Origin of the sequence: Actinomadura rifamycini DSM 43936, from assembly GCF_000425065.1 — a bacterium.
GTDB lineage: Bacteria > Actinomycetota > Actinomycetes > Streptosporangiales > Streptosporangiaceae > Spirillospora > Spirillospora rifamycini.
Genome location: NZ_AULB01000018.1, coordinates 62042 through 75636 on the forward strand (window position 1 = coordinate 62042; position 13595 = coordinate 75636).

General features: G+C 74.4%; 12 protein-coding genes. 4 read left to right on the top strand and 8 right to left on the bottom strand.

Annotated elements, in window-relative coordinates; genetic code table 11:
• Nucleotides 1-237 precede the first annotated feature (237 nt).
• Nucleotides 238-894: a hypothetical protein gene (locus H505_RS0118225; RefSeq protein ID WP_026403142.1), complete on the top strand. Its 657-nt coding sequence runs from the start codon at nt 238-240 to the stop codon at nt 892-894.
• Between the two features lie 87 nt (nt 895-981).
• The gene (locus tag H505_RS0118230; RefSeq protein ID WP_026403143.1) at nt 982-1827 is read left to right on the top strand and encodes a hypothetical protein; all 846 of its coding nucleotides are present in this window, start codon (nt 982-984) and stop codon (nt 1825-1827) included.
• Between the two features lie 65 nt (nt 1828-1892).
• Here H505_RS0118230 and H505_RS0118235 read toward each other — a convergent pair whose 3' ends face one another.
• The 5 genes from H505_RS0118235 to H505_RS0118255 form a co-directional block, all read right to left on the bottom strand.
• Nucleotides 1893-3617 (bottom strand): sodium/solute symporter, encoded by a 1725-nt coding sequence (locus H505_RS0118235; protein ID WP_026403144.1) that lies wholly within the window; start codon nt 3615-3617, stop codon nt 1893-1895.
• Nucleotides 3614-4132 (bottom strand): DUF485 domain-containing protein, encoded by a 519-nt coding sequence (locus tag H505_RS42685; RefSeq protein WP_064743664.1) that lies wholly within the window; start codon nt 4130-4132, stop codon nt 3614-3616. Before H505_RS42685 ends, H505_RS0118235 begins: the two co-directional genes overlap by 4 nt.
• Nucleotides 4129-4890, bottom strand: a complete 762-nt coding sequence (locus tag H505_RS0118245; RefSeq protein WP_026403145.1) for a LytR/AlgR family response regulator transcription factor — start codon at nt 4888-4890, stop codon at nt 4129-4131. Before H505_RS0118245 ends, H505_RS42685 begins: the two co-directional genes overlap by 4 nt.
• A 110-nt stretch (nt 4891-5000) precedes the next feature.
• Nucleotides 5001-6194: a sensor histidine kinase gene (locus H505_RS0118250; protein WP_026403146.1), complete on the bottom strand. Its 1194-nt coding sequence runs from the start codon at nt 6192-6194 to the stop codon at nt 5001-5003.
• Between the two features lie 45 nt (nt 6195-6239).
• Complete coding sequence (locus tag H505_RS0118255) at nt 6240-7457, bottom strand: glycosyltransferase family 4 protein (protein ID WP_034518559.1); 1218 nt, start codon at nt 7455-7457, stop codon at nt 6240-6242.
• A gap of 137 nt (nt 7458-7594) precedes the next feature.
• On the opposite strand from H505_RS0118255, the gene H505_RS0118260 reads away from it, so the two are divergent.
• The gene (locus H505_RS0118260) at nt 7595-8350 is read left to right on the top strand and encodes a ZIP family metal transporter (protein WP_026403148.1); all 756 of its coding nucleotides are present in this window, start codon (nt 7595-7597) and stop codon (nt 8348-8350) included.
• 22 nt (nt 8351-8372) lie between these two features.
• Here the strand turns inward: H505_RS0118260 and H505_RS0118265 are convergent, their stop codons facing one another.
• From H505_RS0118265 to H505_RS0118275, 3 genes are all read right to left on the bottom strand, one after another.
• On the bottom strand, nt 8373-8723 hold the full coding sequence (locus H505_RS0118265; RefSeq protein WP_026403149.1) for a DUF3040 domain-containing protein: 351 nt from the start codon (nt 8721-8723) through the stop codon (nt 8373-8375).
• Between the two features lie 20 nt (nt 8724-8743).
• Nucleotides 8744-10399, bottom strand: a complete 1656-nt coding sequence (gene ctaD, locus H505_RS42690; RefSeq protein ID WP_245592565.1) for an aa3-type cytochrome oxidase subunit I — start codon at nt 10397-10399, stop codon at nt 8744-8746.
• Between the two features lie 186 nt (nt 10400-10585).
• The gene (locus H505_RS0118275) at nt 10586-11671 is read right to left on the bottom strand and encodes a hypothetical protein (RefSeq protein ID WP_026403150.1); all 1086 of its coding nucleotides are present in this window, start codon (nt 11669-11671) and stop codon (nt 10586-10588) included.
• Between the two features lie 223 nt (nt 11672-11894).
• Here H505_RS0118275 and H505_RS0118280 point away from each other — a divergent pair, with 223 nt between their 5' ends.
• The gene (locus H505_RS0118280) at nt 11895-13553 is read left to right on the top strand and encodes a carboxylesterase/lipase family protein (protein ID WP_211238502.1); all 1659 of its coding nucleotides are present in this window, start codon (nt 11895-11897) and stop codon (nt 13551-13553) included.
• Nucleotides 13554-13595 lie beyond the last annotated feature (42 nt).

The following is a 13595-nucleotide window of genomic DNA, read 5'->3' on the forward strand; positions in this document are numbered from 1 at the left end:
CCGTCGGTGAGCGGACGGTTTCGCGCGACGAACGGTCGGGGGCGCGGCGGGCGGTGACCGCAGGCGGCCACGGCGGATTCTTGATTCCAGGCGTGATACGTAATTAATTACTTACAGACCCGGCCGGCCAGGTCGGGTCTCTTCGGGGGCCGCGTGTCGGGCACGCCGGCCGGCCAGTGATCACTTCGGGGCGCCCGGGACCGCGCGGACCGCTCACCCCACCCCTCCGGAGGGATCATGAAGACCCTCGCCCGGATCGGCGTCCCGCTGATCGCCGCCACCGCGACCGTCGGCCTCCTGGCCGCCTCCGCATCCGCCGCGACCACCACCGTCCGCCGCGACAACTCCACCGGGGCCCCCTACTCGGGCTCCTACCAGATCACCAACGTCGGCGCCCTGACCTTCACCGGCTCCGGCTTCACCGCCTCCTGCTCCAGCGCCGACCTGCGCGGGACGATCCAGTCGGGCGGCACCGGGACCCTCGACAGCGCCGCCGTGAGCGGCTGCACCAGCAGCCTCGGCAGCGCGACCGTGTCGTTCCTCAACCTGCCCTACGACGACGGCCGGCTCACCTACGGCCCCTCGGGCGGCTACGACGGCGCGCTGGTGTTCTCCGACACCGACCTGGCCATCCGGGCGTCCTTCGGGTTCGTCAGCTGCACGTACGGGCTGGACTCGGCCCACCCGGACCTCACCTTCGACGCGCGCAACCCCGACAACGCGAACAACGTCACCGGCGAGTTCGAGGGGGTCATGGACGGCGCCTCGCTCGGCCTGAAGTCCGGCAGCTTCCTCTGCCCGAGCGACGTCACGGCCGACGGCCTGGCGAAGGCCCTGGGCAAGGTCGCCGAGACCGACACCGCCTACACCCAGACCCTGTACGTCACGTCCTGACGCACAGGCCGATCCAGCGGTCCGGGCCGTCCTCGGGCGGCCCGGACCGTCCCGCCCATCCCACCCCCGCAGAAACGGCGACACTCCGTGAACACCTCCACGATCAAGGCGCTGGCGGCGACCGCCGCGGCGTCCCTCGGACTGGCCCTGCTCGCCGCCGCGCCCGCCGCGTCGGCGGCGCCCGCGGCCCCCGCCGCGCCCGCGGCGGCGCCCGTCCCCGAGTTCGACCTGCGGAACGAGTGCCCGCCGCTGCCGCCCGAGGGCGACCCCGCCACCTGGAGCTGCATGGTGATGGCGGTGGCCGGCGGCTCGATGCGGCTCGGCGGCCTCACCCAGGAGATCACCGCGCCGATGAAGATCGTCGCGCAGACCGGGCCGCCCGCGGACGGCGGTCCGCACGAGCTCAAGCAGGTGACGATGGCCGCCCCGCCGATGAAGGTCCCGGGCGGGGTGCTCGGGCTGGTGGGCCTGCCGACCGTCCCGTTCCTGGAGGACGTCCCGGGCTTCAAGGTCGAGGTCGAGGCGCGGTACGCGGGCGGGTTCGCGTTCGACCTGCCGAACGCGAGCGTCCACATGCGGGTCCGCGTCATCAACCTGCTGCTCGGCGACCGGTGCTTCCTCGGCGCCGAGGACGACCCGATCAAGTTCGACATGGTCGCCGACATGTCGACGCTCCGGCTGGTGGCGCCCGGCGACCCGGCCGACCCGCTCGGCAGCCCGATGATCATCGGGGTGAGCGCCGCGGACGACGCGTTCGCGGTGCCCGCGTCCGACTGCGGCCTCTGGTCGCCGCTCATCGACTGGCAGGCCGGACTGCCGTCGCCCTCGGGCGCGAACCGCGCCGAGTTCGAGACGTACATGGCGCTCGGCACCTACAGCGGCGGGCCCGCGGCCGCCGCGGGCCTCCAGCGGCTGCGCGGGCTCGCCGGCTGACCGGCGGGCGGCCCCCGTCCCGGGCGTCCGGGGACGGGGGCCGCCGCACACCCGCCGCGGGCGCCTCACACCCGCTTCGGACGCCACGTGCCCCGGTCGACGTTCAGCGACTCGGGCGTGTGCAGCCGCACCATCATCCGCGCGGTCCCCGGCGGCACCCGCCGCGGCGTGCACCACGACACGACGATCATCACGGCGAACGCGATCGGGACGGTCCACGCGGCGGGCTCGGCGAGCAGCGCGCCCGCGAGTCCGGCCGGCGGGGCGGTGATCGTCCAGGCGACGGCCGCGCCGGCGAGCGTCCCGCCGGTGACGAGCCCCGCGAGGGCGCCGGGGACGGTGAGCCGCCGCCACCAGACGCCGAGGACGAGCAGCGGGCAGAACGTCGACGCGGCGACGGCGAACGCGAGCCCGACGACGTCGGCGACCGACAGCGAGCGCGCCGCGAACGCGAGCGCGAGCGGGACGGTGAGCGCGAGCAGCGTCCCGGCGCGGAACGAGCGGACGCCGCCCCGCAGGATGTCCTGCGCGAGGACCCCGGCGACCGACACGGTGATGCCCGACGACGTCGACAGGAACGCGGCGACCGCGCCGCCGGTGACCAGGGCGCCGAGGAGGTCGCCGCCGAGCCCGCCGACGAGCCGTCCGGGGAGGGTGAGGACGACCGCGTCGGTGCGGCCGGTCATGAGCAGTTCGGGCGTGTAGAGGCGGCCGAGCGCCCCGTACAGGGCGGGGAACAGGTAGAACGCGCCGAGGAGCGACAGCACCATGACGGTCGTGCGGCGCGCGGCGCGCCCGTCCGGGTTGGTGTAGAAGCGGACCAGGACGTGCGGGAGCCCCATTGTTCCGAGGAACGTCGCCAAGATGAGCGAGTACGTCGCGTAAAGGGAATGGTCGCCGCCCAGGGGGATCGACCATTCGCGGTCCGTCTTCACCGGGTCGCCCTGGACGTGCGGGACGCTCGCGCCGCCGGGGAACGTCACGCTCGTCCCCTGGTCGATGCGGTGCGGGCCCGGGGCGAGGTCGAGGGCCGCGCCGTCGACCGTCCGGCCGTCGACGCGCCCGTCCGCGGTCACCCGGACGGGCTCGGTGACGTCCACGGTGACGGCCAGGCCGACGGACACGGTGGTGCGCTCGGGGAACCGCGGCGGGAGGTTCGAGGACAGGCCGGGCGCGCCGTCGTACCGCCACGCCAGCAGCAGGAACACGATCGGCACGGCGAGCGCGGTCAGCTTCAGCCAGTACTGGAACGCCTGGACGAGCGTGATGCTCCGCATGCCGCCGACCAGCACGTTCACCGCGACGACGACGGCGATGAGGACGCCGCCCGTCCACACCGGCGCGCCCGCGACCGTGCGCAGCACGAGCCCGGCGCTCTGGAACTGCGGCAGCAGGTACAGCCAGCTGATCAGCACGACGAGGACGGACGCGGCGCGGCGCACCGCCATCGATTCCAGCCGCGCCTCGGCGAAGTCGGGCAGCGTGTAGGCGCCGGAGCGGCGCAGCGGCGCCGACACCAGGACGAGCAGGACGAGGTACCCGCCGGTCCAGCCGACGGGGAGCCACAGCATGTCGGCGCCGTGCGCGAGGATCAGCCCGGCGATGCCGAGGAACGACGCGGCCGACAGGTACTCGCCGCCGATCGCGGACGCGTTCCGCAGCGGCGTCACCGTCCGGGACGCGACGTAGAAGTCGGACGTCGTGCGGGAGATCCGGACCCCGAGCGTCCCGATCAGCACGGTGGCGAGCACCACCACGACGACCCCGGCGAGCCCGTACGCGGTGCTCATGCCGGGGGCGCGGGCGGACCGGACGGGCCGGACGGGCCGGACGGGCGGGGCGTGCCGGTCGGGTCGGTGGCGAGCGGGTCGCGGGCGGCGGGGTCGCGGTCGACGAGCTCGGCGAAGTCGTCCTCGTTGCGCTCGGCGAGCCGGACGTACAGCCGGCCGAGGACGACGAAGCACGGGTAGATCGCCCCGGCGAGCACGACCCACGGCAGCGGCAGCCCGAGGACCTGCTGCTCGCGCGCCTGCGGGACCAGCGCGAACAGGCCGGGCAGGCCGAACACGACGATCGCGAGGACGGCGCACAGCCGGGCCGCGAGCCGGAACTGGGCGCGCACCAGCGAGCGCATGTACGCCTCGCCGAGCCCGGTCTGCTCGTCGATCTCGCGCGTCACCGGGTACCGGGGGCGGCGCGCGGCCCGGGCCCGCGACCCGGTCACCAGCACCCGCCCCGGCGCGGGCGGCGGGCCGCCCGACCCGCCGTCCGGCGGACCGTCCGGCGGGGGGCCGCCGGGGGTCACGGCGCCCGCCTCGCCCGCCGGACGAGCAGGTCGCGCAGCTCGCGGACGTGCCGGCGGCTCACCGGCAGCTCGGCGTCGCCGACCATGACCGTGCAGCGCCCCGAGTCGAGCCGCAGCTCCTTGATCGCCGACAGCGACACGAGGTGGCTGCGGTGCACGCGGACGAACCCGGCGCCGCGCCAGCGCTCCTTCAGCGCGGCGAGCGGGATGCGGACGAGGTGGCTGCCGCCCTGCGTGTGCAGGCGCGCGTAGTCGCCCTGGGCCTCGACGTACAGCACCTCGCCCGGGGTGACGAACCGGGTCACGCCGCCCAGTTCGACCGGCATCGGCTCGGGCTCGCCGGGGTCCGCCGCGACGTCCTCGACGCCGTCCGCGCCCTCGCTGCCCTCGATGACCCGCCGGATCGCCTCGCGCAGCCGCTCGGGCCGGACCGGCTTCAGGATGTAGTCGGTCGCCTTGATCTCGAACGCGTCCACGGCGTGGTCGTCGTAGGCGGTGACGTAGACGATGTGCGGCGCCCGCGCGAACTGCGCGAGGACGCGGCCGAGGACGGTGCCGTCCAGTCCGGGCATGCGGATGTCGAGGAACACGGCCGCGATCGGCCGGTTCTCGGCGAGCGACCGGTCGAGCCGCCGCAGCGCGGCGGCGCCGTCCCGCGCGGTGTGGATCTCACCGATCCGCGGGTCGGAGCTGAGCAGGTGCACGAGGTCGTCCAGTGCCGGACCCTCGTCGTCCACCGCCAGGACACGCAGGCCCACAACACCGTCCCTTCCTGTGCCGTGCGCCACATTCCAGTCAAAGGACGTCCGCAAGTCAAGCGCACGGCGACGTCCGGCTCGCGGCGCCCCGCCCTCCACGACACCACATGTCAGGACGTGGACGCCGTCACGCCCGGCTTGTACTTGGGCACCCGGACGGTCACCTTCGTCCCGGCGCCCGGGCCGGTCTCGACGGCGAGGCCGTACTCGTCCCCGTACACCTGGCGGAGCCGGTCGTCGACGTTGGCGAGCCCGATCCCGGCGGCCTCGTCGGCGACGGGGCGGTCGCCGCCGGACAGCAGCAGCCGCACGTCCTCGGGGTCCATGCCGATGCCGTCGTCCTCGACGCTGATGACGCAGTCGGCGCCCGCGTCCTCGGCGACGATCGTGATGAGGCCGGGCTCGGAGCGGTCCTGGAGGCCGTGCCGGACGGCGTTCTCGACGAGGGGCTGGAGGCACAGGAACGGGACGGCGACGGGCAGCACCTCCGGCGCTATCCGGAGCCGCACGCGCAGGTGGTCCCCGAACCTGGCGCGTTGCAGCAGGAGGTACTGGTCGATGGAGTGCAGCTCCTCGGCGAGGGTGGTGAAGTCGCCGTGCCGCCGGAACGAGTACCGGGTGAAGTCGGCGAACTCCAGGAGCAGTTCCCGCGCGCGCTCCGGGTCGCTGCGGACGAACGACGCGATCGTCGTCAGCGAGTTGTAGATGAAGTGCGGGGAGATCTGGGCCCGCAGCGCCCGCATCTCCGCCTCCATCAGCCGCGTGCGGGAGCGGTCGAGCTCGGCGAGTTCGAGCTGGGCGTCCACCCACTGCGCGACCTCCTCGGCGGCGCGGATGAGCCCCGCCGGGACGTCCTCCCCGTACGCGGCGAGCGTCCCGATCACCCGGTCGTCGGTGGCGAGCGGCACGACGACCACGCGGCGGATCAGGCAGTCGAGCCGCTCGCAGGCGACGTCGTGCACCTGCGTGCGCCCGTTCCCGAGCGTCACCTCGGCGTGCCCGACGACCTCGCCCGCGTGGTGGTCGGGCTCGCCGTCCCACGCGAGCAGCCGCTCCCCGTCGGTGATCGCGAGCCCGGGGCAGCCGAGCAGCGCCCGCAGGTGCCGCGCGGCCTTCTGCGCGCCCTGCTCGGTGAGGCCCGCCCGGAACGCGGGCGCGGCCCGCGACGCGGTGTGCAGCGTCTCGAACGTCGCGCGCCGCGCGGGCCCGCCGAGGTCGCCGCCCGTCCCGCGGCGGCGCCGCCACAGCAGCGCCGGCACCCACGTCAGCAGCAGGGTCGCGACCATCGCGATGACCACGCTCATGGCGCCAACCTACGCCGCGAGCCCGCCGCGCGGGGCCCGTCGCGGTCAGCCGACGTCCGCCGCCGTGTCGGGCACGGCGGGCTCCGGCTCCGGTTCGCGGGCGGGCAGGACGCCCTCGTAGACGTCCATGACGCGGTGGACGAGCCGGTCCCACGTGCGGTCGTCGACGCGGCGCCGCGCCGCCACGGTGACGGCCCGCGCCAGCGCCCGCGACTCCAGCAGCTCGCGGAGCGCGGCGGCCAGCTCGTGCGGGTTCTCCGGGGAGACGAGCAGGCCGCCGCGGCGGTGCTCGACGAGCTCGGGGACGCCGCCCGTCCGGGTCGCCACGACCGGGACGCGCGCGTGCATCGCCTCCGGCAGCACCGACCCGGTCTCCTCGCGGCGGGACGGCAGCGCCAGGACGGTCAGCTCGCGCAGCACGCGCGGGACGTAGTCGTGCGGGACGAAGCCGAGGAAGTGGGTGCGGCCGTCGATGCGCAGCCGGGACGCGAGGCGCTGGAGCCTGGACCGCTCCGGGCCGTCGCCGACGATGACAAGGTGCGCGTCCGTCGCGTCCCGCAGCAGCGCGAACGCCCGCAGCAGCACGTCCACGCCCTTGCGGCGGGTCAGCCGCCCGACGTACCCGATGCGCGGCGTGGGGATCCGTTCGGGCATGACCGGTTCGCCCAGTTCGATGGTGTCCAGTCCGGTGCGGAACTCGGCGCCGATGCCGGACGGCACGACGTGCAGGCGCTCATCCGGGACGCCGTCGGCCGCGAGCGCGTCCCGGGTGCTCTCGGTCAGCGCGATCACCGCGTCCGCGCGGCCGAGCCCGTGCCGTTCGAGCCGGGTGCCGAGGGCGCGGAGCGGCCCGCCGTGCGCCCGGGCGTGGACGGTCACGACGAGCGGCGCCCCCGCGTGCGCGGCGACGTGCCGCGCGACCGGCAGGACCGCCGGGTCCTCGCCGAGGTGCACGTGCACGAGGTCGGTGCCGTCCCCCAGGCCCGGGGCGCGCAGCCACGCCGCCGCCGCGTACCCCTGCCGCAGCGCCGCGACGGGGAGGCCGAGCCGGACGACGCGTCCGTGCCGGCCGAGCCGGGCGAGCGCGGGCGCGTCCGGCGGCCGGGTGGTCACGACGGTCTGCCGCACGCCGAGGCCGTCCAGGGCCCGGCTCAGCTGCGCCGCGTGGTTCTGCATGCCTCCGATGGGGTCGAACCGGACGCCGCGCCCGAGCAGGGCGGAGGGCGGGGGTTCGAACACCGAGCACAGCCGCAGGACGTGCATGGCCACCTTCCCCTTCCGGTCTTCGCAGGTCAGCCGCCCGTGACCTTCCACCGGCTCCGCCCCTGAAACCCTCGCCCGCCCCTCCGCCCGCCGCGGCACCGTGTTCACGGGCGGCGGCAGCGGGCAACCCGTGACTCATGGGCGGAACGATCGAAGCCGCACTGTGGGGGTTCGTCTCCGGTTCGGCGCTGCTGCTCGGCGCGCTGGTCGGTTACGGCGTCCGGGTGCCGCGATGGGGCGTCGCGTCGGTCATGGCCTTCGGCGCCGGCGTGCTGGTCTCGGCGGTGTCGTTCGAGCTGATGGCGGAGGCTTACGACCAGGGCGGGCTGCCACCGGCGGCGATCGGGGCGGCGGCGGGCGCCGCCGCGTACACGGCGGGGAACGTGCTGCTGGCGCGCCGGGGCGCCCGGCACCGCAAGCGGTCCGGGTACGTGCGGGAGCAGCCGTCCGAGCGGCAGGTGGCGGGGTCCGGCATGGCGCTGGCGCTGGGGGCGCTGCTGGACGGCGTCCCGGAGTCGGCCGTCATCGGGGTGAGCCTGCTGGACGGCGGCTCGGTGAGCATGGTGACGGTCGTGGCCGTGTTCATCAGCAACCTCCCGGAGGGGCTGTCCAGCTCGGCCGGGATGCGGCGCGCCGGGCGCGGGAAGGGCTACGTCTTCGGCGTGTGGGGGGCCATCGCCGCCGCGAGCACCGTGTCGGCCGTCCTCGGCTACACCGTGGTCGGCGGCCTCCCCGACGGGGTGGTCGCCGCGGTGACGGCCGTCGCCGCCGGGGCGATCCTGGCGATGATCGCCGACACCATGATCCCCGAGGCGGTCGAGCGGGCGCATCTGGCCATCGGCCTCATCCTGGTCGGCGGGTTCCTGGTGTCGTTCGCCCTGTCCAACGCCTGACCGGGCGCCGGCGCGGGCGCGGTCAGCAGGCGCCGGCGGGCGCGTCGGCGGGCGGCGGCACCGCGGCCTGCCCGGACGGCGGCACGGTGGCGGGCCGCTCGCACGGCGGGCGGACCGACAGCATCACCACGGCCAGCAGCAGCACCGCGACGGCGAGCGCGACGGACAGGACGACGACCGCCGCACCGGCGGGCCGCCCCGCCGCCGCGGGCACCGCGCGGCCCCCCGCGTCCCCCGGGTCCCCGGCGTCCTCGGCGTCCTCGGCGTCCTCGCAGGTGAACGCCGTGAGCCGGCGGGCCAGGGCCGGGTCGTCCCGGGCCAGGTCCGCGTCGATGCGCCGCAGCAGCAGTTCCTCCCGCCGGGACAGTTCCATGACCGCACCCCCGCTCCCGCTCAGCGCTCGGACGGCGTCGGGGGCGGCGTCGCGGACGGTGACGGGGGCGGGGTGGCGAGTTCGGCTTCCTGCGGCGGTTCCTTCGGCGGGTAGTGCAGGTCGAAGGCGGGGCGCATGGAGCGGATGCGGGGCATCGACGTGAAGTTGTGGCGGGGCGGCGGGCAGGACGTCGCCCACTCCAGCGAGTTGCCGTGGCCCCACGGGTCGTCCACCCCGACGCGAGGCGCGCGCCGCCACGTCCGCCAGACGTTCCACAGGAACGCGAACGTGGACGCGCCGAGGACGAACGAGCCGATGGACGACACCGTGTTCAGCGTCGTGAACTCGTCGGCGTACGTCGCGTACCGGCGCGGGAGGCCCGCGGCGCCGAGCCAGTGCTGGACGAGGAACGTGGTGTGGAAGCCGAGGAACAGCGTCCAGAAGTGGATCTTCCCCCAGGTCTCGTCGAGGACCCGCCCGGTCATCTTCGGCCACCAGAAGTAGAAGCCGCCGAACATCGCGAAGACGACCGTGCCGAACAGCACGTAGTGCAGGTGCCCGACGACGAAGTAGCCGTCGGTGAGGTGGAAGTCCATCGGCGGGGACGCGAGGATCACCCCGGTCAGGCCGCCGAACAGGAACGTCGCGAGGAAGCCGAGCGCCCACAGCATCGGCGCCTCGAACGACAGCTGCCCCTTCCAGATCGTCCCGATCCAGTTGAAGAACTTGATCCCGGTCGGCACGGCGATCATGAAGGAGGTGATGGAGAAGAACGGCAGCAGGACGCCGCCGGTGGCGAACATGTGGTGCGCCCACACCGTCATGGACAGCCCGGTGATCGCGATCGTCGCCGCCACCATGCCCAGGTACGCGAACAGCGGCTTGCGCGCGAACACCGGGAGGATCTCGGTGACGATGCCGAAGAACGGCAGCGCCACGATGTAGACCTCGGGGTGCCCGAAGAACCAGAACAGGTGCTGCCACAGCAGCGCGCCGCCGTGCGACGGGTCGTAGACGTGCGTGCCGAGCTTGCGGTCGGCGAGCATCGCGAACAGCGCGGCCGTCAGCACCGGGAACGCGATCAGCACCATGACGCTGGTGAGCAGGACGTTCCAGGTGAAGATCGGCATGCGGAACATCACCATGCCGGGCGCCCGCATCGCGATGATCGTCGTGATGAGGTTGACCGACGTCAGGACCGTCCCGGCCCCGGACAGGATGAGCCCGGCGACCCACAGGTCGCCGCCCATGCCGGGCGAGTAGGAGTTGTCGGACAGCGGCTGGTAGGAGAACCACCCGAAGGGCGCGGGGCCGTTCGGCACGAGGAAGCCGCCGAGGACGATCAGCGCGCCGAACAGGAACATGTAGTACGTGAGCGCGTTCAGCCTCGGGAACGCGACATCCGGCGCGCCGATCTGCAGCGGCACCAGCACGTTCGCGAACCCGGCGAACAGCGGCGTCGCGAACAGCAGCATCATGATGGTGCCGTGCATGGTGAACAGCTGGTTGTAGCCCTGGCTGGTCACCAGCTGCATGCCGGGCCGGAGGAGTTCCGCGCGCATCAGCATCGCGAGGACGCCGGCGATGAGGAACATCGCGAACGACGTCCCGAGGTAGAGGTAGCCGACCATCTTGTGGTCGGTCGTCGCGAGGATGTGGCCGATCCTGGTGCCCATCCGGTGGGACGCCAGCGCCTCCTCGGTGCTCGCGTCCGCCCGGCCCTCGACGGCCGCCATCCGCTCCCCTCCTCCCGGCCCCCGATCCGACGCTCCCCGAGTGGGCAGTAACCCGGGGATCACCCTTCAAACGCGGGGCGGCCGAAGGATGGAACGTCCATGATCGAAGCCGGGAGGTGGGGCGGGTCAGCCGTTGTTGAGGACGACGGGGACGTTCCTCGTCTTGCCGACCGCCCACAGGGCCGGTGAGCCGGGGACGTTCGTCGCGGCGGTGATCTGGCCGTCGTCCGGCACGGGAACCTCGACCTCGGTCCAGGCGTCGCCGTCGAAGCGGTGCACGCCGCCCCAGTAGCCCTCGACGGCCCACATCGTCCCGTCCCCGGTGCGGATCAGCTCCCCGTCGGCGGGCGTCGCGGGACCCTCGCTCCAGGACTCGCCGTCCCAGCGGTAGAGGACGCGCTCGCGGTAGCCGGACCCGCCGGGCGCGGTGCCGGCCGCCCACACCTCGTCGTCCGAGACGGCCGTGACCCGGTACCAGTAGACGTCCTGGGGCAGTTCGGCGATCTCGCTCCACGCCCGCCCGTCCCAGCGGACGAGCCCCCAGGTCGTCGCGGCCCAGGCGGGGCCGCCGGGCAGGGCGGAGATCTCGGTGACGCCGATGCAGCAGCCGTCGTGCCCGCCCGCGTCGTACCGGGTCCACTCGCCGTCCTGCCACCGGAGGATGGTCTTCCCGCAGGAGAGCCAGGCGCCGGTGGCGTCGGCCTCGGGGTCCAGCGGGGCGCACCCGCCCGGGAGCGGGACGTTGTGCCAGCGGGAGCCGTCCCAGCGGGCGACGAACGGCTCGTGCTTCATGATGTCCTGGAACGCGTGCAGGGCCCCGACGGCCCAGACGTTCGTGGGCGAGCCGGCGTCGATGTCGGTGACCACGGCGTCCCCGCCGGTGCCGGGGATGTCGTAGTTCTGCCAGAACATCCCGTTCCAGCGGGTCACGACGGCCTTCGGCGGCAGCACGTCGATCGTCCCCGCGCCGAACATGGGGATCGACCAGTCGATGCCCTGGTAGCCCTGGTACCCGGCCGCCCACACGTCGTTCGGGCCGGTGGCCGACACGGTCTCCAGCCCGCTGCGCGGCCACAGCAGCGGGGTCGGGGACGCGTGCAGCGGCGGCGGTCCGGCCGCCGCCGCGGGCGCGGCGAGCAGCCCGGCGGAGGCGAGGACGGCGGCGACCGCGGCCGCGAGGGTACGTGCGGGACGGACACGGGACGATCGCATCGGCCGGTTCCCTTCGCGTTCGGCAAGGATCTCGCCCGCGATTCAATCAAGCCAGTGAACACTGGCACAATAGCGCGTCCGCTTCGGGCCTCCGGAGCGCGCCGCCCGCGAGCGCGCGCGGCGGCGGCCGAGACCGGTTCCGGACCTTGCGCCGGTTTTAGAACTGCCTTCTACTTTTTGGCGGAGTCGTCGGGGGGCCGCAGCATCCTTCGGAAGGAGCCCGTTGAGGGACACAGGCACCGCACCGCCCGCATCAGCACCGCCCGCATCAGCACCGCCCGCACCAGCACCGCGCGCACCCGCCCTGCTCGCGTCCGCGCTCGCCGCGTCCGCGCTCGCCGCGTCCGCGCTCGTCACGGCCGGGCTGCTCGTCGCCGCCCCGGCCGCGAGCGCCGCGCCGTCCCGCCCGTCCGGTCCGGCGGACGTCGTCCGGACCGACGCGGGAGCGGTGCGCGGCGAGGTCCGCGACGGCCACCGGACGTTCGAGGGGATCCCGTTCGCGCAGCCGCCGACCGGCGACCTGCGCTGGCGGGCGCCGCGCCCCGCGAAACCGTGGAAGGGCGTGTACGACGCGACGTTCCCGCGCGGCCAGTGCGCGCAGACCGCGCCCCCCTACGGCGGCGAGACCACCTACGAGGAAGACTGCCTGTACCTGAACGTCACCGCTCCGACCGGGAAGCCGCGCAAGAAGCTGCCGGTCATGGTGTGGGTGCACGGCGGCGGCAACACGACCGGGAACTCCGCGATGTACGACGCGTCGAAGCTCGCCGTGCGCGGCGACGTCGTCGTGGTGACCGTCAACTACCGGCTCGGCCCGCTGGGATGGCTCGCGCACCCCGCCCTGGACGGACGGGGCCTCCAGTCGGGCAACTACGGGCTGCTCGACCAGCAGGCGGCGCTCCGCTGGGTGCAGCGCAACATCCGCGGGTTCGGCGGCGACCCGGGCAACGTGACGCTGTTCGGCGAGTCGGCCGGCGCGGCGGACACGTGCGCGAACCTCGCGTCGCCGACGGCCGCCGGGCTGTTCGACAAGGCCATCGCGCAGAGCTTCGGCTGCACCGCGACCGTCCACTCGGAGGAGAGCGCCGAGCAGGCGGGACGGACGTTCGCGGCGGCGCTCGGCTGCGCGGACGGCGGCGCGGCGGCCCGGTGCCTGCGGGACGTCCCGGCGCGGACGCTGCTGGAGGCGTTCGCCGAGCGGGAGTTCGACGTCGGGCCGGTCGCGGGCGGGGACCGGGTGCTGCCGCTGGCACCGGCCGAGGCCGTCGAGCGGGGCCGCGTCCACCGGGTGCCGGTCATGCACGGCAACACGATCGACGAGATGCGGCTGTACGTGGCCCTCGCCCACCCCCAGCCGATCACGCGGGAGCGGTTCGAGGCGATCGTCCGGTCGTCCTACGGGGCCGCGGCGGACGCCGTCCTCGCGCGGTACCCGGTGGACGACGACCCGCGGCTGACGCTCGCGCGGATCCAGACCGACTTCGGGGGCCCGCTGTCGACGTGCCTGCACCAGGACGCGTTCGCGGGCCTGCGGGACGCGCGCGTCCCCGTGTACGCGTACCAGTTCGCCGACCGGACGGCCCCGCCGCTGATCGACTTCCCGGGGTTCGAGGAGGGCGCCGGGCACGCGACCGAGCTGCCGTACCTGTTCCCGGGCGTGTTCGGCGGCGGGCTGGACCCGGCGCAGCAGGGGCTGTCGGACGCGATGGTCGGCTACTGGACGTCGTTCGCGCACCACGGGCGCCCGCGGGCGCACGGGGCGCCGCACTGGCCGCGGTTCCGCGGCGCCGGGGACGTCCTGTCGCTGGCTCCCGGCCCGGGCGGGATCCGGCCGGTCGACACGGCGGAGGCGAGCAACTGCGCGTTCTGGGCGTCGTTCTGACCCCCCAAATCCGGACGATCAGGGAGATCTTGCTGTGATCTT